General features: G+C 69.5%; 17 protein-coding genes. 12 read left to right on the forward strand and 5 right to left on the reverse strand.

The genetic code is table 11. The features are described 5' to 3' along the window. Positions 1-11 precede the first annotated feature (11 nt). Positions 12-806 (reverse strand): MIP/aquaporin family protein, encoded by a 795-nt coding sequence (locus ACFY9S_RS26720; protein ID WP_102910724.1) that lies wholly within the window; start codon positions 804-806, stop codon positions 12-14. A 275-nt stretch (positions 807-1,081) separates the two neighbouring features. Then, positions 1,082-1,855: an IclR family transcriptional regulator gene (locus tag ACFY9S_RS26725; RefSeq protein WP_102910725.1), complete on the reverse strand. Its 774-nt coding sequence runs from the start codon at positions 1,853-1,855 to the stop codon at positions 1,082-1,084. A 305-nt stretch (positions 1,856-2,160) separates the two neighbouring features. On the opposite strand from ACFY9S_RS26725, the gene metH reads away from it, so the two are divergent. The 4 genes from metH (at position 2,161) to ACFY9S_RS26745 (ending at position 10,216) form a co-directional block, all read left to right on the forward strand. Then, positions 2,161-5,682, forward strand: coding sequence for a methionine synthase (gene metH / locus ACFY9S_RS26730; protein ID WP_391132645.1), 3,522 nt, complete (start codon positions 2,161-2,163; stop codon positions 5,680-5,682). A gap of 126 nt (positions 5,683-5,808) precedes the next feature. Next, a complete protein-coding gene (locus ACFY9S_RS26735) occupies positions 5,809-6,510 on the forward strand; it encodes an HAD-IA family hydrolase (protein ID WP_391132647.1) in 702 nt (233 codons plus the stop codon). Positions 6,511-6,919: 409 nt separating this feature from the next. Continuing rightward, on the forward strand, positions 6,920-8,524 hold the full coding sequence (locus tag ACFY9S_RS26740) for an ABC transporter substrate-binding protein (RefSeq protein WP_391132648.1): 1,605 nt from the start codon (positions 6,920-6,922) through the stop codon (positions 8,522-8,524). A 108-nt stretch (positions 8,525-8,632) separates the two neighbouring features. After that, complete coding sequence (locus ACFY9S_RS26745) at positions 8,633-10,216, forward strand: ABC transporter substrate-binding protein (protein WP_391132650.1); 1,584 nt, start codon at positions 8,633-8,635, stop codon at positions 10,214-10,216. A 72-nt stretch (positions 10,217-10,288) separates the two neighbouring features. Here the strand turns inward: ACFY9S_RS26745 and ACFY9S_RS26750 are convergent, their stop codons facing one another. Together ACFY9S_RS26750 and ACFY9S_RS26755 are read right to left on the reverse strand one after the other, a co-directional pair. Further along, entirely contained in the window at positions 10,289-10,960 is a 672-nt protein-coding gene (locus tag ACFY9S_RS26750) for a response regulator transcription factor (RefSeq protein WP_062925905.1), read from the reverse strand. Between the two features lie 54 nt (positions 10,961-11,014). Then, a complete protein-coding gene (locus tag ACFY9S_RS26755; RefSeq protein ID WP_391132652.1) occupies positions 11,015-12,022 on the reverse strand; it encodes a PD-(D/E)XK nuclease family protein in 1,008 nt (335 codons plus the stop codon). Between the two features lie 606 nt (positions 12,023-12,628). Here ACFY9S_RS26755 and ACFY9S_RS26760 point away from each other — a divergent pair. The 3 genes from ACFY9S_RS26760 (at position 12,629) to ACFY9S_RS26770 (ending at position 16,161) form a co-directional block, all read left to right on the forward strand. Next, complete coding sequence (locus ACFY9S_RS26760) at positions 12,629-14,308, forward strand: site-2 protease family protein (RefSeq protein ID WP_391132782.1); 1,680 nt, start codon at positions 12,629-12,631, stop codon at positions 14,306-14,308. A gap of 52 nt (positions 14,309-14,360) precedes the next feature. Continuing rightward, complete coding sequence (locus tag ACFY9S_RS26765; RefSeq protein WP_102912043.1) at positions 14,361-15,263, forward strand: tRNA (adenine-N1)-methyltransferase; 903 nt, start codon at positions 14,361-14,363, stop codon at positions 15,261-15,263. 319 nt (positions 15,264-15,582) lie between these two features. Further along, positions 15,583-16,161, forward strand: coding sequence for a hypothetical protein (locus ACFY9S_RS26770; RefSeq protein WP_391132654.1), 579 nt, complete (start codon positions 15,583-15,585; stop codon positions 16,159-16,161). Between the two features lie 59 nt (positions 16,162-16,220). On the opposite strand, the gene ACFY9S_RS26775 is transcribed toward ACFY9S_RS26770, so the two are convergent. Next, the gene (locus tag ACFY9S_RS26775; protein ID WP_102912045.1) at positions 16,221-16,526 is read right to left on the reverse strand and encodes a ferredoxin; all 306 of its coding nucleotides are present in this window, start codon (positions 16,524-16,526) and stop codon (positions 16,221-16,223) included. A 245-nt stretch (positions 16,527-16,771) separates the two neighbouring features. On the opposite strand from ACFY9S_RS26775, the gene arc reads away from it, so the two are divergent. The 5 genes from arc to prcB all read left to right on the forward strand — a co-directional run bounded on the left by arc (position 16,772) and on the right by prcB (position 22,134). Beyond that, positions 16,772-18,538: a proteasome ATPase gene (arc, locus tag ACFY9S_RS26780; protein WP_391132656.1), complete on the forward strand. Its 1,767-nt coding sequence runs from the start codon at positions 16,772-16,774 to the stop codon at positions 18,536-18,538. A 234-nt stretch (positions 18,539-18,772) separates the two neighbouring features. Continuing rightward, positions 18,773-20,284: a depupylase/deamidase Dop gene (dop, locus tag ACFY9S_RS26785; RefSeq protein WP_342751761.1), complete on the forward strand. Its 1,512-nt coding sequence runs from the start codon at positions 18,773-18,775 to the stop codon at positions 20,282-20,284. A 178-nt stretch (positions 20,285-20,462) separates the two neighbouring features. Beyond that, the gene (locus ACFY9S_RS26790; RefSeq protein WP_019757212.1) at positions 20,463-20,681 is read left to right on the forward strand and encodes a ubiquitin-like protein Pup; all 219 of its coding nucleotides are present in this window, start codon (positions 20,463-20,465) and stop codon (positions 20,679-20,681) included. 44 nt (positions 20,682-20,725) lie between these two features. Continuing rightward, complete coding sequence (locus ACFY9S_RS26795) at positions 20,726-21,337, forward strand: endonuclease domain-containing protein (RefSeq protein WP_391132658.1); 612 nt, start codon at positions 20,726-20,728, stop codon at positions 21,335-21,337. Then, on the forward strand, positions 21,289-22,134 hold the full coding sequence (gene prcB, locus ACFY9S_RS26800; RefSeq protein WP_102912048.1) for a proteasome subunit beta: 846 nt from the start codon (positions 21,289-21,291) through the stop codon (positions 22,132-22,134). Before ACFY9S_RS26795 ends, prcB begins: the two co-directional genes overlap by 49 nt. The last annotated feature ends 45 nt before the right edge of the window (positions 22,135-22,179 follow it).

Here is a 22,179-nt window from a genome sequence, read left to right on the forward strand (position 1 = left end):
GGAAATCGCTCCTAGGCGAATGCGACGTTGTATATGCCTGCCGCGATGGCGCCGCCGATCAGCGGACCCACCACGGGGACCCAGGCGTAGCCCCAGTCGGAGCCGCCCTTGTTGGGCAGCGGCAGCAGGGCGTGCACGATCCGCGGTCCGAGGTCACGGGCCGGGTTGATCGCGTACCCCGTCGGGCCGCCGAGGGAGAGGCCGATGGAGACCACGACGAGCGCGGTGATCAGAGCGCCCAGGGTGCCCAGGCCGTTGCCCTTGTCGTTCAGGCCCTGGGTGAGCACGGCGAGCACCAGCACGACGGTGCCGATGATCTCCGTCGCGACGTTCTGCCAGGCGACCCGGACCTCGGGGCCGGTGGAGAAGACGCCCAGCACGGGGCCCGCGCCCTTCTCCCGGGCCTCGACGGCCTTGGCCGTGGTGTCCTGCGCACCCGGGCCGCCGACTATCTCGCGGTCGGTGAGGTGGGCGTGGAACTGACCGTAGTAAGCGATCCAGACCAGGGCGGCACCGATCATGGCGCCCAGGATCTGGCCGGCCCAGTAGACCGGGACGTTCTTCCAGTCGCCGTCCTTGATCGCGATGCCCACGGTCACGGCCGGGTTCAGATGGGCGCCGGACAGCGGCGCCGAGGTGTAGACGGCCGTGAGCACCGCGAAGCCCCACCCGAAGGTGATGGCGAGCCAGCCGGCGTTACGGGCCTTGGAGGCCTTCAGCGTCACGGCGGCGCAGACGCCGCCGCCGAGCAGGATGAGTATGGCGGTACCGATGGTCTCGCCGATGAAGATGTCGGAGCTGGACACCCGCGACTCCTTTGTCCTTCGTCCAGGGGTGAAGTGCGATACCGGCCTGGCGTTGTCACACTCTAGCGCGTATTGCCGGTAGCTGTTCGACAATGTCGACCGATGGACGGGAGTCTTGCTTCGGCGTTACGAGCACGTCAAGGGCTGTGGACTCGAAAATCTGATCGTTACTGATCGCCACCGTCCCGGTGATCTTCTCCGCAGGTGAGCGCGGACATGCCGAGGACCGGGCCGCCGTACCGCGACCCGGTCCTCGGCAGGTGCCGGCCTGGGCGTCAGAACCGCCCGGCGCCCAGATCCCGTGACACCGCGCGGGCGCAGTCCCGCACCGCCGCGATCAGCTCGGGGCGCAGGGCTCCCTCGTCGTCGGACCGGCACAGCCGCTCCACGGCGCCGGTGATGCCGACCGCGCCGACCGGCATGCGCCGCCGGTCGTGGATGGGTGCGGCCAGGGAGGCGACGCCCTCCCAGGTCTCCTCCACGTCGGCCGCGTACCCGCGCGCGCGGGTCACGTCGAGGATGTGCTCGAAATCCCCCGGCTCGCACACCGTCCGGTCGGTGAACGCCTTGCGGTCGGCCTCCAGGGCCTCGCTGTGCGCCACCGGGTCGTAGGCGGACAGCACCTTGCCCAGGGCCGTGGAGTGCAGCGGCTGCATGGCCCCGATCTCCAGGACCTGCCGGCTGTCGTCGGGCCGGAAGACGTGGTGCACGATCAGTACGCCCTGCTGGTGCAGGACGCCCAGGTAGACGCTCTCACCACTGGAGCGGGCCAGGTCGTCGGCCCAGACCAGGGCGCGCGCCCGCAGCTCGTGCACGTCGAGGTAGGTGGTGCCCAGACGCAGCAGCTCGGCACCCAGCTGGTAGCGCCCGGAGGCGTCGTCCTGCTCCACGAAGCCCTCCTGCTGGAGGGTGCGCAGGATGCCGTGGGCGGTGCCCTTGGCCAGGCCCAGCGACGAGGCGATGTCCGACAGGCCGAGCCGCCGCTCGCCGCCCGCGAGCAGCCGCAGCATCGCGGCCGCCCGTTCGAGCGACTGGATGTTCCGTGCCATCGCCGTACTGCCTCCGTCCCCTTCGACCGCCGACGAGCGGCACAACAGCCCTCGTTCGGCAATGTCGAACACTACCGGTCGATGTCGACCTCCCGCTAATGGCCGGTCGCCATTTGTTGCGCCGCCGGTGCCGGAAGCGCCGCCCGTCGGCCGTCCCGGCACGCCGCGACGTCCGGCCCGTGGACGCGGTGCCCATACAAGCCCACTCCCGGTTACGCTGGCGCGGTGCGCCTCTTCCCGGATGCCTTCCGGCTGTCCGGGAAGCCGCAAAGCCGACAGCCGTCGCATCCGAGGGAGCCCTTTTCATGGCCTCGTTGCCGCCGACCCCTTCCGCAGACAGCCGGACCCGTGCGTCCGCGTTCCGAGAAGCCCTGGCCACCCGCGTGGTCGTGGCCGACGGAGCCATGGGCACCATGCTCCAGGCGCAGGACCCCACGCTCGAGGACTTCGAGAATCTCGAAGGCTGCAACGAGATCCTCAACCTGACGCGCCCGGACATCGTCCGTTCGGTGCACGCCGCGTACTTCGACGTCGGTGTGGACTGCGTGGAGACCAACACCTTCGGCGCCAACCTCACCGCCCTCGGCGAGTACGACATCCCCGAGCGCGTCACCGAGCTGTCCGAGGCCGGTGCCCGGATCGCCCGAGAGGTGGCCGACGAGTTCACCCGCAGCACCGGGCAGCAGCGCTGGGTGCTCGGCTCCATGGGACCGGGCACCAAGCTGCCGACCCTCGGCCACACCACCTTCGGCGCCATCCGGGACGCGTATCAGCAGAACGCCGAGGGCCTGCTCGCCGGCGGCGCCGACGCGCTCCTCGTGGAGACCACGCAGGACCTGCTCCAGACCAAGGCCTCCGTCATCGCCGCCCGCCGGGCCATGGAGGCCACCGGCCACTCCGTACCGCTGATCGTCTCCGTGACCGTCGAGACGACCGGCACCATGCTGCTCGGCTCCGAGATCGGCGCGGCCCTGACCGCCCTGGAGCCCCTCGGCATCGACATGATCGGCCTGAACTGCGCCACGGGCCCGGCCGAGATGAGCGAGCACCTGCGCTTCCTGTCCCGGCACTCGCGCATCCCGCTGTCCTGCATGCCCAACGCGGGCCTGCCGGTGCTGACCAAGGACGGCGCGCACTACCCGCTGACCGCGCCCGAGCTGGCCGAGGCGCAGGGCACCTTCGTCCGGGACTACGGCCTCTCCCTCGTCGGCGGCTGCTGCGGCACCACCCCCGAACACCTGCGGCAGCTGGTCGAACGGGTGCGGGACGTGGCCCCGACCGAGCGCGCCCCGGAGCCCGAGCCCGGCGCGGCCTCCCTCTACCAGTCCGTGCCGTTCCGGCAGGACACCTCCTACCTGGCCATCGGCGAGCGCACCAACGCCAACGGCTCGAAGAAGTTCCGCGAGGCCATGCTGGAGGGCCGCTGGGACGACTGCGTGGAGATGGCCCGCGACCAGATCCGCGAGGGCGCGCACCTGCTCGACCTGTGCGTGGACTACGTCGGCCGTGACGGCGTCGCCGACATGGCGGAGTTGGCCGGCCGCTTCGCCACCGCCTCCACCCTGCCCATCGTGCTGGACTCCACCGAGGTCGACGTCCTGCGGGCCGGTCTGGAGAAGCTCGGCGGCCGCGCGGTGATCAACTCGGTCAACTACGAGGACGGCGACGGCCCCGAGTCCCGCTTCGCCAAGGTCACGGCGCTCGCCCAGGAGCACGGCGCCGCCCTCATCGCGCTGACCATCGACGAGGAGGGCCAGGCCCGCACCGCCGAGAAGAAGGTCGAGATCGCCGAACGGCTCATCGACGACCTGACCGGCAACTGGGGCATCCACGAGGAGGACATCCTCGTCGACTGCCTGACCTTCACCATCTGCACCGGCCAGGAAGAGTCCCGCAAGGACGGCATCGCCACCATCGAGGGCATCCGCGAGCTCAAGCGGCGCCACCCGAAGGTGCAGACCACCCTCGGCCTGTCCAACATCTCCTTCGGCCTCAACCCGGCCGCCCGCATCCTGCTCAACTCCGTCTTCCTCGACGAGTGCGTCAAGGCGGGCCTGGACTCGGCGATCGTGCACGCCTCGAAGATCCTGCCCATCGCCCGCTTCAGCGAGGAGGAGGTCCAGACCGCCCTGGACCTCATCCACGACCGCCGCGCCGAGGGCTACGACCCGCTGCAGAAGCTCATGCAGCTGTTCGAAGGCGCCACCGCCAAGTCCCTCAAGGCCGGCAAGGCCGAGGAACTGGCCGCCCTGCCGCTGGACGAGCGCCTCAAGCGGCGCATCATCGACGGTGAGAAGAACGGCCTCGAAGCGGACCTCGACGCGGCCCTCCAGGAGCGGCCCGCGCTGGACATCGTCAACGAGACCCTCCTGGACGGCATGAAGGTCGTCGGCGAGCTGTTCGGCTCCGGCCAGATGCAGCTGCCGTTCGTCCTGCAGTCCGCCGAGGTCATGAAGACGGCCGTCGCCCACCTCGAACCGCACATGGAGAAGGTCGAGGGCGACGAGGCCGGCAAGGGCACCATCGTGCTCGCCACCGTCCGGGGCGACGTGCACGACATCGGCAAGAACCTCGTCGACATCATCCTGTCCAACAACGGCTACAACGTCGTCAACCTCGGCATCAAGCAGCCGGTCTCCGCGATCCTGGAAGCCGCCGAGGAGCACAAGGCCGACGTCATCGGCATGTCCGGACTGCTGGTGAAGTCCACGGTGATCATGAAGGAGAACCTGGAGGAGCTGAACCAGCGCGGCCTGGCCTCCGGCTACCCGGTCATCCTCGGCGGCGCCGCCCTCACCCGGGCCTACGTCGAGCAGGACCTGCACGAGATCTACCAGGGCGAGGTCCGCTACGCCCGCGACGCCTTCGAGGGGCTGCGTCTGATGGACGCCCTCATCGGCGTCAAGCGCGGCGTGCCGGGCGCGAAGCTGCCCGAGCTGAAGCAGCGCCGTGTCAGGGCGGCGGCCCCGGCGGACGTGGAGGAGCGCCCCGAGGAGGGGCACGTCCGCTCCGACGTCGCCACCGACAACCCCGTTCCCGAGCCGCCCTTCCGCGGCACCCGTGTGATCAAGGGCATCCAGCTCAAGGAGTACGCGAGCTGGCTCGACGAGGGCGCCCTGTTCAAGGGCCAGTGGGGCCTGAAGCAGGCCCGCACCGGCGAGGGCCCGTCGTACGAGGAACTCGTCGAGAGCGAGGGCCGGCCCCGGCTGCGCGGACTGCTGGACCGGCTCCAGACGGAGAACCTGCTGGAGGCCGCCGTCGTCTACGGCTACTTCCCGTGCGTCTCCAAGGACGACGACCTGATCATCCTCGACGAGCAGGGCAACGAACGCACCCGCTTCAGCTTCCCGCGCCAGCGCCGGGGCCGCCGCCTGTGCCTGGCCGACTACTTCCGCCCGGAGGAGTCCGGCGAGAGGGACGTCGTCGGCCTCCAGGTCGTCACCGTCGGCTCGCGCATCGGCGAGGAGACCGCGCGGCTCTTCGAGGCCAACGCCTACCGCGACTACCTCGAACTGCACGGGCTGTCCGTGCAGCTGGCCGAGGCGCTCGCCGAGTACTGGCACGCCCGCGTGCGCTCCGAACTCGGCTTCGCCGGCGAGGACCCGGGCGAGATGCAGGGCATGTTCGAGCTGAAGTACCGCGGCGCCCGCTTCTCCCTCGGTTACGGCGCCTGCCCCAACCTGGAGGACCGGGCGAAGATCGCCGACCTGCTCCAGCCGGAGCGCATCGGCGTCGAGCTGTCCGAGGAGTTCCAGCTGCACCCCGAGCAGTCCACGGACGCCATCGTGATCCACCACCCGGAGGCCAAGTACTTCAACGCCCGCTGAGCCCCCCACCCGGGCACCCGGGCCAAAAGAAGCGCTCCGTCCGCGCACGACGTAGACTGGTCGGTCCACCGCAGGCCGGTTCCCCTCGTGGGAACCGGCCTGATCGTCCCTCAAGGAGGTACGTGGATGACCAGTACGGTCCCCGCGCTCGGCACCCTCACGGCCGAAGGCTCAGCTCTGCAAGCCGTGCTGCTCGACATGGACGGCACCCTGGTGGACACGGAGGGCTTCTGGTGGGACGTCGAGGTCGAGGTCTTCGCCTCCCTCGGCCACACGCTCGACGAGTCCTGGCGGCATGTCGTGGTCGGCGGCCCCATGACCCGCAGCGCGGGCTTCCTCGTCGAGGCCACCGGCGCCGACGTCACCCTCGACGAACTCACCGTGCTCCTGAACGACGGCTTCGAGAAGCGCATCGGCCGCGCCCTGCCGCTGATGCCGGGCGCCGGGCGGCTGCTCGCCGAGCTCTACGAGTACGAGATCCCCACGGCCCTGGTCTCCGCCTCGCACCGGCGCATCATCGACCGCGTCCTGACCTCGCTGGGCGCCCACCACTTCAGCCTGACGGTGGCCGGTGACGAGGTGCCGCGCACCAAGCCCCACCCCGACCCGTACCTCGCGGCCGCCGCCGGACTCGGCGCCGACCCGGCCCGGTGCGCCGTCATCGAGGACACCGCGACCGGCGTCGCCGCCGCCGAGGCCGCGGGCTGCCAGGTCGTGGCAGTGCCCTCCGTGGCCCCCATCGCCCCGGCCCTGCGCCGCACGGTCGTCACCTCCCTCGAAGAGGTCGACCTGACTTTTCTGCACGGGCTGATGACGGAAATGCGCTAGGCGTTCACCCAGCGTGCAGCGGCGTTAGGACGGGAATTCCACAAGCGAATTCGAATCCCTCCGGACGATCGAATTCCCGTGCCTCCGAACCTGTTTACGCGTGTGACGTTCCCCACCCGGCCCGGGGTCGACAGCCGATCCGGCATGTGCTGCGCACCCCCTCCGCGGGGCCGTCCACGTGCCCTTGTGTCCCGATTGATGGAACGCTGCACCAAAGCTTCCCCTGTCGGGTTTTCGGTCTGTCCACACCCGGTTCCGCAGCGTGATGGGCGCTCAACTCCGGTGACTGCGAACCCTCCTGCCGGTCCGGACTAATCTCGATGCGAGAACATCGCCCCACCTCCGTGATCGGCTGCGCCACCCCTGCATGCCGGGTACACGGAGTCGACAGCTCTGGAGAAACTCGAGCATGAACCGCAAGACTTTGGTGCTGCCGGCCGTGATCGGCCTGCTCGCGCCGGTGCTCGCCGCCTGCGGCGGGTCCGACAGCGGGAGCGGCGACAGCGGCGCGATCGTCGTCGGCACCACGGACCGGTTCACCGCCTCGAAGGACGCCCCAGCGCCCCTCGACCCGGCGTACGCCTACGACGTCGGCACCTGGAACATCCTGCGCCAGACCGTGCAGACCCTGATGATCCAGCCGCGCGGCGAGGGCGAGCCGGTCCCGGAGGCCGCCGAGCGCTGCGGCTTCACCGACACCGGCAACGAGCGCTACGCCTGCACCCTGCGCGACGGCCTGACGTTCGCGGGCGGCAACGCTGTCACGGCGGCCGACGTGAAGTACTCCATCGACCGCGCCCGCTCGCTCAAGGCCGACAGCGGCGTGTTCGCGCTGCTGTCCACCATCGACACCGTCGAGACGCAGGGCGACCGCGAGGTCATCTTCCACCTCAAAACCGCCGACGCGACGTTCCCGTACAAGCTGTCGACCCCGGTCGCCGGCATCGTCGACCCCGACGACTACCCGAAGAACAAGCTGCGCGACGGCTTCGACCTGGAGGGCTCCGGCCCGTACACCCTCAAGGCCGACGTCGAGGACGGCGAGCTGGTCAAGGCCGAGTTCACCAGGAACCCCGACTACAAGGGGGCCCTCGAGGTGAACAACGACAAGGTCGACATGGTCTCCTACAAGGACGCCGACGCCATGGGCAAGGCCCTGGACGAGGGCGACATCGACCTGATGACCCGCACCATGTCACCCGATCAGATCCGCGAGCTCTCCGCCGACTCGGACACCGACATCGACCTCGTCGAGATGCCCGGCCTGGAGATCCGCTACCTGGGCTTCAACACCGACGCCCCCACGGTGAAGTCCAAGGCCGTACGCCAGGCGATGGCCCAGGTCGTCAACCGCAGCGCGCTGGTCTCCAAGGTCTACGGCTCCCAGGCCGAGCCGCTGTACTCGCTGGTCCCGGCCAGCGTCACCGGCCACTCCAACTCGTTCTTCAACAAGTACGGCGAGCCCGACGTCAGCAAGGCCCGCTCCCTGCTCAACCAGGCGAACATCAACACCCCGGTGAAGCTCACGCTCCACTACACGACCGACCACTACGGCCCGGCCACCAAGAAGGAGTTCGAGGTCCTGCGCGACCAGCTGAACTCCAGCGGCCTGTTCGACGTCGGCATCAAGGGAACCCCGTGGGACACGTTCCGCCCGGCCGAGAAGAAGGGCGAGTACGACGTCTACGGCATGGGCTGGTTCCCGGACTTCCCGGACGCCGACAACTTCCTCGCGCCGTTCCTCGACGCCGACAACACGCTCGGCTCGCCGTACGACAACAGCCGGATCCGGGGCACCCTGATCCCGGAGTCCCGACGTGAGGCGGACCGGCTGTCCGCCTCCTCCAGCCTGACGGACATTCAGGACATCGTCGCCGGTGACGTGCCGGTGCTGCCGCTGTGGCAGGGCAAGCAGTACGTCGCCGCGCGCGACGACATCACGGGTACCGCCTACGCGCTCAACTCCGCCTCGACTCTCCAGCTGTGGGAGCTCGGGCGGGGCGTGAGCGGCTGACGGACCCGCTGGATCCCCGGGGCCTGTGACCGCGGCCCCCGGGGAGCCGTGCCCCGGAGCCAGGGAGATGCTCCGGGAGTTCTCGAGAACCGACGACAAGGCACACACGTGAACATACGCAACCAGTGGCCGGTCCTGCCCATCGTGGCGGGCCTCGCCTCCGGACTGCTGACCGGCTGTGGCACGGAGAGCGGAGACTCCGCGGGGGACGGCTCCAACGTGGTGGTGGGGATGTCCGACGACGTCCTGGCCACCGACCCGGCCTCCGGCTACGACCCCGGCTCCTGGCTGTTGTTCAACAACGTCTTCCAGTCCCTGCTCAGCTTCCCCAAGGGCGCCACCGAACCGCAGCCCGAGGCCGCCGAGAACTGCGCGTTCACCGACACGCAGACGACGGTCTACAAGTGCACGCTGAAGGACGGGCTCAAGTTCAGCAACGGTGACGAGCTCACCTCCGAGGACGTCAAGTTCTCCTTCGACCGCATGCTGAAGATCAACGACCCCGACGGGCCCGCGATCATGTTCCCCATGCTCGACAAGGTCGAGACGCCGGACGCCAAGACGGTCGTCTTCCGCCTCAACACGGCCGACGCCACCTTCCCGAGCAAGATCGCCTCCGGCGCCGGCTCCATCGTCGACCACAGCGAGTACGACGCCGACGGGCTCCGCAAGGACGGCAAGGCGGTCGGCTCCGGCCCCTACCAGCTCGACTCGTTCGACGACGGGCAGGCGGTCTTCTCCGTCAACGAGCATTACAAGGGCACAGCAAAGGTGAACAACACCGGCGTGACGCTCAAGTTCTTCGACGGCGACCAGACCGCCCTGAAGCAGGCCATCCAGAACGGGGACGTCGACATCGCCTACCGCGGTCTCACCGCGGGCGACATCGCGGACACGGAGAAGGCCGACGACGGCACCGGCGTCGAGGTCGTCGAGGGCAGCAGCGCCGAAGTCCAGCACCTGGTGTTCAACATGGACGACCCGGTCACCGGAAAGCTCGGCGTCCGCAAGGCCATCGCCCACCTGCTCGACCGCGAAGCCCTCATCAAGGACGTCTACCAGGGCACCGCGACCCCGCTGTACTCGATCATCCCGGCCGGCATCGCGGGCCACAACACGGCATTCTTCGACACCTACGGCGCCCGCCCCTCCAGGTCCAAGGCCCAGGCCGCGCTGCGCGAGGACGGCATCACCGGCAAGGTGAACCTGACCCTCTGGTCGACCCCCTCCCGCTACGGCCCCGCCACCGACCAGGAACTGAACGCCATCGCCGCCCAGCTCAACGCCAGCGGCCTGTTCGACGCGAACGTCAAGTCCGTCCCGTTCGGCCAGTACGAGAAGGACATCGCCGCCGGCAAGTACGGCGTGTACGTGAAGGGCTGGGTGCCGGACTACCCGGACGCCGACAACTTCACGGCCCCCTTCTTCGGCAAGGGCAACGTGCTGAGCAACAACTACGACAACGACACGATCACCGGCTCGCTCATCCCGCGCACCGCCGCCCTGACCGACCGGGCCGCCACCGACAAGGAGTACGGGGAGCTGCAGGACATCGTCGCCGAAGAACTCCCCGTCCTGCCGGTCTGGCAGGCCAAGCAGTACGCCGTCGTCCGCGACGGCGTCTACGGCCTGGAGTACTGCCTCGACGCCTCGACGGTCTTCCGCTTCTGGGAGCTCAGCAAGGACGCCTGACGCTCAGCAACGCAGAAGGGCGCCCCCCCGCTCTACGGGGGGGCGCCCTTCTCGCAAACCTGCTCCCGGACGCTACTGCGCGCCGGGGCGCACCAGCCCGCTCTCGTACGCGTACACCGCCGCCTGCACGCGGTCGCGCAGACCCAGCTTGGTCAGCACATGCCCGACATGCGTCTTGACCGTGGTCTCACTGACGAAGAGGTCGGCGGCGATCTCCGCGTTGGACAGCCCACGCGCCACCAGCTTCAACACCTCGACCTCCCGGTCGGTGAGCGTGTGCAGAACGTCCGGCACCGGCTCGTCCCCCGACGGCAGATGCGTCGCGTACTTGTCGAGCAGCCGGCGCGTGATGCTCGGCGCGAGCATCGCCTCACCCCCGGCCACGACGCGGATGGCCTGCACCAGCTCGTTGGCGGGCGCGTCCTTGAGGAGGAACCCACTGGCACCGGCGCGCAGCGCCTCCACCACGTACTCGTCCAGATCGAAGGTGGTCAGCACCAGCACCTTCGCCGGGCCGTCCCGCCCCGGGCCGGTGATCTGCCGGGTCGCCTCCACACCGTCCATCCGCGGCATGCGGATGTCCATCAGAACCACATCGGGCTGTAGCGCACGCACCTGGTCGAGTGCCTGCAGTCCGTCACCGGCCTCCCCGACGACCGCGATGTCCTGCTCCGCCTCCAGAATCATCCGGAAGCCGGTACGCAGCAGCGGCTGGTCGTCGACCAGTAGGACGCGGATGGCCACGTGAGTCTCCTTCGCTAGTCCGGCCCCATTCTGCCCTGCACCGGCCCGGCCGACTCAGCCGCCCTCACCGGCAGCGCCGACACCGTCCGCCGCGCGCACCGGCAGCGGGTACGGCGGGGGAGTGCCGCCGAACTCCGGGCAGTGGGCCTGGTGGTCACACCAGCCGCACAGCTTCGTGGGACGCGGCCGCCAGTCGCCCGTCTCGGTCGCCAGCCGGATCGCCTCCCACAACGCCAGCAGCTTGCGCTCCACCCGCTCCAGATCGGCGAGCACCGGGTCGTACGTCAGCACCTGGCCACTGCCCAGATAGACCAACTGGAGCCGCCGGGGGACCACGTTCTTCAGCCGCCACACCACCAGGGCGTAGAACTTCATCTGGAACAGGGCACCCTCGGAGTACTCCGGCCTGGGCGCCTTCCCCGTCTTGTAGTCGACGATCCGGACCTCGCCCGAGGGCGCCACGTCGACCCGGTCGATGATGCCGCGCAACCGCAGCCCCGACTCCAGCTCCGCCTCGACGAACAGCTCCCGCTCGGCCGGCTCCAGACGGCTGGGATCCTCCAGGGTGAACCAGCGCTCGACGAGCTGCTCCGCCTCACCCAGCCAGCGCGCCATCCGCTCGCCCTGCGGATCGTCGGCGAACAACTCCACGACCTCCGGCCGCGTCTCGCGCAGCCGGTCCCACTGCCCCGGGATCAGCGACTTCGCCCGCGGCGGCGTGCGCTCGGCGGCGGGGGCGTCGAAGAGCCGCTCCAGAACCGCGTGCACCAGCGTCCCCCTGGTCGCCGCCTCGCTCGGCTTCTCCGGCAGCCGGTCGATGACCCGGAAACGGTAGAGCAGCGGGCACTGCATGAAGTCACTGGCACGCGAGGGGGACAACGAGGCGGGCGCTATGGCGGCGGAGCCGGTCACGAGGTCGCTCACGGCGGCGGTCTCGGCCGCTGCCTCCGCCACCGTCCGCGCCTCTGCCGCCGTCTCCACGGCCCCCGCCGGGAGCCCCGGATCCGCCGCCGCGCCAGTGCTGCTCCCGGACGCCGCCACGCCCTCGCTGCTCGTCTCCATGTCCCAGACCATACGGCCCGCCACTGACAGTGACCCAGCCGCGTTCGTGGGGGAAGCCGGGAGGGGAGGTCGACGTACGGGAAACACAGGGGTGCCGGGGCGAAACGCACCTCGACGGCCGCATACCATCGACTCGAGACCCTCCCGTCCGGCAGGCGCGGGAGACGCATCGACGAGGGGACACCGGTGGACGAGAGCGGCGGGCGCGGGGAGCCGCGGTCCGGCAACGACGAGTCGGCCGAGCGCCACACGGGGCTTCCGCCCCGGGCCACCGACCCGGCCCCCGCCGAGGAACAGCCCACGGACGAGCACGGTTCCGCTCCTGAGCAGCCCACCCCGGGACCAGAGCCGACCGGCTCGCCCACGTCCGCAGGCATCCCGGACGCCGGCACACCGGCACCCCCTCGGAACACCCCGGGGAACCACCCGACGCCGCCCCGGCCCTCCGCCGCCGGCGCTTCGCCGACCCCGCGGACTCCGGATGACGCCCCCGCCCGTGCAGAGGGCGAGAGCGACGGCCCGCCGGAAGCCGGCACACACCCCGACCGCACGGACGCCGACGGCCCGCACACGGGGCCTGCCCCCGCAGACGCCGATGCGAACCGGGTGACACCGGCCCGCGCCGAGGCCGCCGGCGACGCTTCACCGGAAGCCGGCACACACCCCGAAGGCCCGCACACAGCACCCGCCGGCACCGAGGGCGACAGCCCACCCGCGGCACCCGCCCCCGCCGAGGGCGACGGTGACGGTGCGCCGGAAGCCGGCACGCACCCCGACCGCGCCTACGCCGAACGTCCGCAGGCGGCAGCCGGGGACACCGGCGTGGCGTCGGCATCGTCGGTCCCGGCCGAGGGCGACGGTGACGGTGCGCCGGAAGCCGGCACGCACCCCGACCGCGCCTACGCCGGCGGTCCCCACGCGGCACCAGCAGCCCGTGAGCCCGAAGAGGACCGGCTGCGCAAGGCCCCGGCCCTGCCCCGGACCCCGGGTCCCGGTGACCCGCATCGCCGGCAGCAGCCCTCCGCCCCGGCCCCGGACCCCGGCCCCCCGAACCACCGCCCGGACACCCCCGCCCACGGCGACCGGCCCCTCGCCCACTCCGCCGACGGCAAGGGTCCCGCCCCCCAGCGCCCGGAGCCCCGAGGCGGGCTGCTCATGGGGCGGCCCTTCGGCGTGCCCGTGTACGTCGCGCCGAGCTGGTTCCTCGTCGCCGCGCTGATCACCTGGGTCTTCGGCGGCCAGCTGGAGCGCGTACTGCCCGACCTCGGCGGCGCCCGCTACCTGGTCTCCCTCTTCTTCGCAGTCGCCTTCTACGCCTCCGTGCTCGTCCACGAACTGGCCCACACGGTCGCCGCCCTCCGCTTCAAACTCCCGGTCCGCCGCATCCGGCTCCAGTTCTTCGGCGGCGTCTCCGAGATCGAGAAGGAGGCCGAGACCCCCGGCCGGGAGTTCGTCCTCGCCTTCGTCGGGCCCCTGCTCTCCCTCGTCCTCGCCGGCGTCTTCTACGCCGCCGCACAGGCCGTGGAACCAGACACCGTCCCCGGCGTCCTGCTCGCGGGCCTGGTGATCTCCAACCTCATCGTGGCCGCCTTCAACCTCCTGCCCGGCCTCCCCCTCGACGGCGGCCGCATGCTCCGCGCCGTCGTCTGGAAGATCACCGGCAAGCCGATGAAGGGCACCATCGCCGCCGCCTGGGTCGGCCGCGCCCTGGCCGTCTCGGTGCTCATCGGGCTGCCGCTGCTCACCCAGTCCGGCGCCCTCGGCACCGACGCCGCCGACAACGTCGGCATGGACACCGTCCTGGACGCCCTGCTCGCCGCGATCCTCGCTGCGATCATCTGGACCGGCGCGGGCAACAGCCTGCGCATGGCGCGCCTGCGCGAGCACCTCCCCGAGCTGCGCGCCCGGGCCCTCACCCGCCGCGCCGTCCCCGTCGAAACCCACACCCCGCTCTCGGAGGCCCTGCGCCGCGCCAACGCGGCCGGAGCCCGCGCCCTGGTCGTCGTCGACACCGACGGCCAGCCCCTCTCCCTCGTCCGCGAGGCCGCCATCGCCGGCGTGCCCGAGCACCGCCGCCCCTGGGTCGCCGTCAGTGGCCTCGCCCAGGACCTCACCGACGGCATGCGGGTCTCCGCGGAACTGTCGGGCGAGGAACTCCTGGACGCCCTGCGCGCCGCCCCGGCCACCGAATACCTGGTTGTGGAGGAAACCGGCGAGATCTACGGCGTCCTGTCAGCGGCCGACGTGGAGCGCGCCTTCGTCAAGGCGATGGCGAGGCCCTCCTAGCTCCGCCGCCCGAGTGGTCGGTGGCCCCCTCCAGGGCCGGTAGGCTGGTCACATGTCCGAACCGACCGGTGCCGCCCGCAGGCGCGGGCCCTTCAAGGTCGGGGACCAGGTTCAGCTGACCGACCCCAAGGGCCGCCACTACACGTTCACGCTCGAGGCCGGGAAGAACTTCCACACCCACAAGGGTTCCTTCCCGCACGACGAACTGATCGGTGCTCCCGAGGGCAGCGTTGTCCGTACCACGGGGAACGTCGCCTACCTCGCGCTGCGCCCCCTGCTCCCCGACTACGTCCTGTCCATGCCCCGCGGCGCCGCCGTGGTCTACCCCAAGGACGCGGGGCAGATCCTCGCCTTCGCCGACATCTTCCCCGGCGCGCGCGTCGTGGAAGCGGGCGTCGGCTCCGGCTCGCTCAGCAGCTTCCTGCTGCGCGCCATCGGCGACCAGGGCATGCTGCACTCCTACGAGCGCCGCGAGGACTTCGCCGAGATCGCCCAGGCGAACGTGGAGCGCTACTTCGGAGGCCCGCACCCCGCCTGGCAGCTCACCGTCGGCGACCTCCAGGACAACCTGTCCGACGCCGACGTCGACCGCGTCATCCTCGACATGCTCGCCCCCTGGGAATGTCTTGAGGCCGTCTCCAAGGCGCTCGTCCCCGGCGGCATCCTGTGCTGCTACGTGGCAACCACCACCCAGCTCGCCCGGACCGTCGAATCCATCCGCGAGATCGGCTGCTTCAACGAGCCGAGCGCCTGGGAATCGATGATCCGCAACTGGCACATCGAGGGCCTCGCCGTCCGCCCGGACCACCGGATGATCGGCCACACCGGCTTCCTGCTCACCGCCCGCCGCCTCGCCGACGGCGTCGAGCCGCCCATGCGCCGCCGCCGCCCCGCCAAGGGCGCCTACGGCGAGGACTACGCGGGCCCCAACGCCGACGGCGGCTCCGGCCGCTGAGGCAGTCCGTCACCCCACCCAACGCACCGGCGCCGTGCCGCAGTTCCCGGACCCGAACCGGAACTCCGCCACGGCGCCACCGCGTTACCGCCCCGGGTGAACCCCGCCAGAACGCCGTTGACCTGCCGCGAAGCCCGCAACCGCCAGATCCCGCCCCAGCAGCGGCCCAGCCCGCACAGGACCGCTGACACAGCGACAGGAAACCGCAACCCCTCTGACTTCCCCGGCACGGAACGTGCACACCCCGCCGTTCCCTCACGATGTGACGTGTGGCACCATGCTGGCCACCCCACCGGCACCGCCTCAGGAGACACTCCTAGTGCAGTCTTCCGCCGTCCCGGAGCTCGCCCACACCCACACCCGCCCCATCCACTGGCTCGCCACCGCGACGGCCGTCGCGGGCGTCGTGGCCTTCTCCTCGGTCCTGCAACCCGGCGCGGCGACAGCGGCCCAGCCGGCCGCCCCGCAGACCAGCAGCGCCCCGGCCCACACGACTCCACCCGACCCGGCCACGGTGACCTTCCCGATCGAGTGCGGCCCGGTGAAAGCCGTGGTGAAGAAGCGGGCATCCGCAGACCTCGACGGCGACGGCCGACCCGAGACGGTGGCCGTCGTCCACTGCGACTCCCCGATGGGCACCCCGCCCGACGGCGTGTACGTCCTCACGCGCGACACCGACGGCGGCAAACCGCGCGTCGTGGCCACCCTGCTGGACCCCAAGGACGGCACCACCGTCTCCGACTTCGCCCTCTCCGACGGCGCCGTCACGGCCACGCTCCTCGGCTACTCGTCGACCGACGTGCCGCGTTGCTGCCCCGACGAGAAGAGCGACGCGAAATGGCGTTGGCACAGCGGCTCGTTCGTCCGCTCGACCCCCGCCGGAGCTCGCAGCGTGTGAGGCCCCTGCGACGCTCTGTGTGAGATATCAGACAGCGGTGACAGAACGTAGAGAAGCAGTCACTCCGCGTCCGGACCGTAGACCTCGGCCCTGTCCGAAACGCGACGTACATGAATGCAGTCGCCCGGACACTCCTTCGCGGAGTCGATCACATCAGTGAGGAGCGGCAGCGGAACAGGCGTTGTCGCGCCCTTGCCCTGGAGCAACTCGTCGTCGGCGCTCTTCACATACGCCAGACCGTCGATGTCCAGCTCGAACACCTCAGGCGCGTACTGGGCACAGATGCCGTCGCCGGTACACAGGTCCTGATCGATCCAGACCTCCAGCTCCGCACCTTCGGCCCCGGCCACCTGCTCCACGCTCATCTCTCCTGCCGTTTCTCCGCCGAGCCGCATCGGGAATCCGGCCAGCTCCGACGGGTGTTGAACAGTTCGACCCTACCCCCGGCTGGGTTCCAATCATGTTCGCTGGGTATTCCCCTGGCGTGAGGGAGAGCGCAAGGGTGAAGATCGGACACACCCCGACCGTCTTTGTGATCTAGGGGTTTCAATCGACACCCGCCCAGGTAGGGTCTGGAAGCGTCCAGCTCCCCTTGGAGGAGGTGAGGACCGTGGCAGCCCACGACGACGACATGAACCGCGGCATCCGCCCGGGACGCGGGTCCGACGACCCGGCCGGGCAGATCGCCTATCTTGAGCAGGAGATCGCCGTCCTGCGACGCAAGCTCGCCGACTCTCCGCGACACACGAGGATTCTCGAAGAGCGGATCGTCGAGCTGCAGACCAACCTGGCCGGCGTGTCCGCGCAGAACGAGCGACTCGCCAGCACACTCCGTGAGGCCCGCGACCAGATCGTGGCCCTCAAGGAGGAAGTCGACCGGCTCGCACAGCCGCCGGCCGGCTTCGGCGTCTTCCTGACGGCCAACGAGGACGGCACCGCCGACATCTTCACCGGCGGCCGCAAGCTCAGGGTCAACGTCAGCCCCAGCGTCGAGCTCGACGAGCTCCGACGCGGCCAGGAACTGATGCTCAACGAAGCGCTCAACGTGGTCGAGGCCATGGAATTCGAGCGCGTCGGCGACATCGTCACCCTCAAGGAGATCCTCGAGGACGGTGAACGAGCCCTGGTGCTCGGCCACACCGACGAGGAACGGGTGGTGCGGCTCGCCGAGCCACTGATGGACGTCACCATCCGCCCCGGCGACGCCCTCCTGATGGAACCCCGCTCCGGCTACGTCTACGAGGTCGTACCCAAGAGCGAGGTAGAAGAGCTCGTCCTCGAAGAAGTCCCCGACATCGGCTACGAGCAGATCGGCGGCCTCGGCGGCCAGATCGAAGCCATCCGCGACGCGGTCGAGCTGCCGTACCTCTACCCGGACCTGTTCAAAGAGCACGAGCTGCGCCCACCCAAGGGCGTCCTGCTCTACGGGCCCCCCGGATGCGGCAAGACACTCATCGCCAAAGCCGTCGCCAACTCGCTGGCCAAGAAGGTCGCCGAGGTCACCGGCCAAGCCGCCGGCAAGAGCTTCTTCCTCAACATCAAGGGCCCCGAACTCCTGAACAAGTACGTCGGCGAGACCGAGCGGCAAATCCGCCTCGTCTTCCAGCGCGCCCGGGAGAAGGCCAGCGAGGGCACCCCCGTCATCGTCTTCTTCGACGAGATGGAGTCCCTCTTCCGCACCCGTGGCTCCGGCGTCAGCTCGGACGTGGAGAACACCATCGTCCCGCAGCTGCTCGCCGAGATCGACGGTGTGGAGGGCCTGCAGAACGTGGTCGTGATCGGCGCCTCCAACCGCGAGGACATGATCGACCCCGCCATCCTGCGGCCCGGCCGTCTGGACGTGAAGATCAAAATCGAGCGTCCCGACGCCGAAGCGGCGAAGGACATCTTCGGCAAGTACCTCACCGAGCGCCTCCCGCTGCACTCCGACGACCTCAACGAGCACGGCGGCAGCAAGACCACCACCGTCCAGAGCATGATCCAGACAGCGGTGGAACACATGTACACCGAGTCCGAGGAAAACCGCTTCCTGGAGGTCACCTACGCCAACGGTGACAAGGAAGTCCTCTACTTCAAGGACTTCAACTCCGGCGCCATGATCGAGAACATCGTCGGCCGCGCCAAGAAGATGGCGATCAAGGACTTCCTCGAGAAGAACCAGAAGGGCCTCCGCGTCTCCCACCTCCTCCAAGCCTGCGTGGACGAGTTCAAGGAGAACGAGGACCTGCCCAACACCACCAACCCCGACGACTGGGCCCGGATCTCCGGAAAGAAGGGCGAGCGGATCGTGTACATCCGCACACTCATCACCGGAAAGCAGGGCGCGGACACCGGACGCTCCATCGACACGGTGGCGAACACCGGTCAGTACCTGTAAAAGGCAGGGCGGCTGCGGGTGCCCTCGACGGGTACCCGCAGCCGACTGTTTTTCAGGCCACGGCTGGAGCAACGCAATGACGCAAATGATCTCCCCACCAGCGCAAAGGCGTTCTAGGCTCTTGCGTACCGCCAAGTCGCGCAGTGCGGGGACGGGCACCGCACACGCAACCGAGCGCCAGCGGTATCTGAGTGGCGCCCACGACCGAGGGCGCCGCCGGGCAAGGAGGGCCGCATGACCGTACGGCGAGTAATGGGCATCGAGACGGAGTACGGGATCTCCGTCCCCGGCCACCCCAACGCCAATGCCATGCTCACCTCGTCCCAGATCGTGAACGCCTACGCGGCGGCGATGCACCGGGCCCGCCGGGCCCGATGGGACTTCGAGGAGGAGAACCCGCTGCGGGACGCCCGAGGCTTCGACCTCGCCCGCGAAGCCGCCGACACCAGCCAGCTCACCGACGAGGACATCGGCCTGGCCAACGTGATCCTCACCAACGGTGCACGGCTCTACGTCGACCACGCACACCCCGAATACAGCTCCCCCGAGGTGACCAACCCCCGCGACGCCGTCCTCTGGGACAAGGCCGGCGAGCGGATCATGGCCGAGGCCGCAGAACGGGCCGCCCAGCTGCCCGGTGCCCAGCCGATCCACCTCTACAAGAACAACACCGACAACAAGGGTGCCTCCTACGGCACGCACGAGAACTACCTGATGAAGCGGGAAACCCCCTTCTCGGACATCGTGCGCCACCTGACGCCGTTCTTCGTCTCCCGCCAGGTCTTCACCGGAGCCGGCCGCGTCGGCATCGGCCAGGACGGCCACGAGCACGGCTTCCAGCTCAGCCAGCGCGCCGACTACTTCGAGGTCGAGGTCGGCCTCGAGACAACACTCAAACGCCCGATCATCAACACCCGCGACGAGCCGCACGCGGACGCCGAGAAGTACCGGCGCCTACACGTGATCATCGGCGACGCGAACCTGTCGGAAATCTCCACCTACCTCAAACTGGGCACGACCGCCCTCGTCCTGTCGATGATCGAAGACGGTTTCATCGCCGTCGACCTGGCCGTCGACCAGCCCGTGCGCACGCTCCACCAGGTCTCGCACGACCCGTCGCTGAAGCGCCTGGTCACGCTCCGCAGCGGCCGCACGCTCACCGCGGTCCAGTTGCAGATGGAGTACTACGAGCTGGCCCGCAAGTACGTCGAGGAGCGGTTCGGGGCCGACGCCGACGACCAGACCAAGGACGTCCTGTCCCGCTGGGAGGACACCCTCACCCGTCTGGAGCACGACCCGATGAGCCTGGCCGGAGAGCTGGACTGGGTCGCCAAGCGGGAGCTCATGGAGGGCTACCGGCGCCGGGACAGCCTCGACTGGGACGCCCCGCGACTGCACCTGGTCGACCTCCAGTACGCCGACGTGCGGCCCGAGAAGGGCCTGTACAACCGTCTGGTGGCCCGCGGGCGCATGAAGCGGCTGCTGACCGACGCGGACGTCGAGCGAGCCCGTACGGTGCCGCCGGAGGACACCCGCGCCTACTTCCGCGGCCGGTGCCTGGAGCAGTACGCGGACGACGTCGCGGCGGCTTCCTGGGACTCGGTGATCTTCGATCTGCCGGGCCGGGACTCGCTGCAGCGCGTCCCAACCCTGGAACCGCTTCGCGGAACGCGTAATCACGTCAAGGAGCTCCTGGACCGCTGCCGCACCGCGGAAGACCTGGTCAGGGTCCTGTCGGGCGGGTGAACGCGGTGAGCGGGTACTCGTCCGGAACCGGCCGGACAGGGTGGAAAGTCCCTGGTCCGGGAATCATCGAGATGGTCCCCGTACGTTGGAGCAACTGCGGGGCCATTGTCAGACCCGGCGAGTAGGGTCTGATCTTGACCGAGCAACTGTGTCGGGCGAACCGAGCGGGGTGAGGGATATGGCGACCAAGGACACCGGCGGCGGACAGCAGAAGGCCACCCGGTCCACCGAGGAGGTCGAGGAGCAGGCGGCGGAGACGCAGGCTTCCGAGGACCTCAAGGAGCGTCAGGAGAAGCTGAGCGACGACGTGGACTCGGTCCTCGACGAAATCGATGATGTACTCGAAGAAAATGCCGAGGATTTCGTTCGAAGCTTCGTGCAAAAAGGCGGACAGTGAAGGCGATTGGTGCGCTCTAGCCTTTGATCTGAAGGTGGCGGGGGATGGAAGCGGCCAGCGAGCCGAACGCGAAACAGTGCAGGAAGTGTCAGCGGTATCTGCCTCCTTCTGCATTTGCCCGTGACAAGAATCGGCGTGACGGCCTCCAGGTGCACTGTCGGGAGTGCGTGGCGAAGTACAGCGCCGCGCACTACCGGCGTCGCCGGGAGGCCGTGGGGAAACCGGTCCGGGAGCGGGTCGACGTTCCGGCTGGATACAAGCTCTGTCGGACGTGTGGCGAGATCAAGCCTCACAGCGAGTGGCACCGCAACGCGACGGCCTCCGACGGGCTGTCAACGCGCTGCAAGGCATGCCGGGCGGTGCAGGGTCGGCAGGGGCATCTGAAGCGCCAATACGGCATCACGGAAGGCGAACGCGACGGTCTGATCGCCTCTCAAGGAGGCGTGTGCTGTATTTGTCTGTCAGCCGTGCCCGAGCATGTGGATCACTGCCACAAGACGGGTAGGGTCCGAGGCGTACTGTGCTTCAGCTGCAACGCCGCACTGGGGCAGTTCAAGGATCGGCCCGATGCCATAAGGCGGGCTGCCGCTTATGTGGAAGGAATCGCGTGGAAGCCAACACTCGTAGCACCGGGCGTCTACCAGCTGCCTTCCTGACGCCAGGGTCTTCCTCCTTCATGGACTTCCTGTCCGAGCACCAGCCGGAGATCCTGCCCGGCAACCGGCAACTGCCCCCCACGCAGGGCGTGATCGAGGCACCGCACGGGACCACGATCGTCGCCGTGACGTTCCCCGGTGGTGTGGTCCTCGCCGGTGACCGCCGGGCCACCATGGGCAACGTCATCGCGCAGCGGGACATCGAGAAGGTCTTCCCGGCCGACGAGTACTCGGCGGTGGGCATCGCCGGTACGGCGGGCCTGGCCGTGGAGATGGTGAAGCTGTTCCAGCTGGAGCTGGAGCACTTCGAGAAGGTCGAGGGCGCGCAGCTGTCCCTGGAGGGCAAGGCGAACCGGCTGTCGACGATGATCCGCTCCAACCTCGGCATGGCCATGCAGGGTCTGGCCGTGGTGCCGCTGTTCGCCGGGTATGACGTGGACCGCGGCAGGGGCCGCATCTTCTCCTATGACGTCACCGGTGGCCGCTCCGAGGAGCACAACTTCGCCGCCACCGGCTCGGGGTCGATCTTCGCGCGTGGTGCGATGAAGAAGCTCTTCCGGGACGACCTCAGCGAGGCCGACGCCACGACGCTGGTGGTGCAGGCGCTCTACGACGCGGCAGACGACGACTCGGCGACCGGTGGTCCCGATGTCGCCCGCCGGATCTATCCCATCGTCACCGTGATCACCGACGACGGCTTCCGCCGGCTCACCGAGAGCGAGGCGTCCGAGATCGCGCGCTCGATCCTGGAGCGGCGGCTGGAGCAGCCGGACGGGCCGCGGGCCGCGCTGCTGTAGCGGCGATCGTCTTCGTGAGGGTGGTCCAGTGAACCGACGGAATCT

This window comes from Streptomyces sp. NPDC012474 (assembly GCF_042955185.1).
Classification (GTDB): domain Bacteria; phylum Actinomycetota; class Actinomycetes; order Streptomycetales; family Streptomycetaceae; genus Streptomyces; species Streptomyces cahuitamycinicus.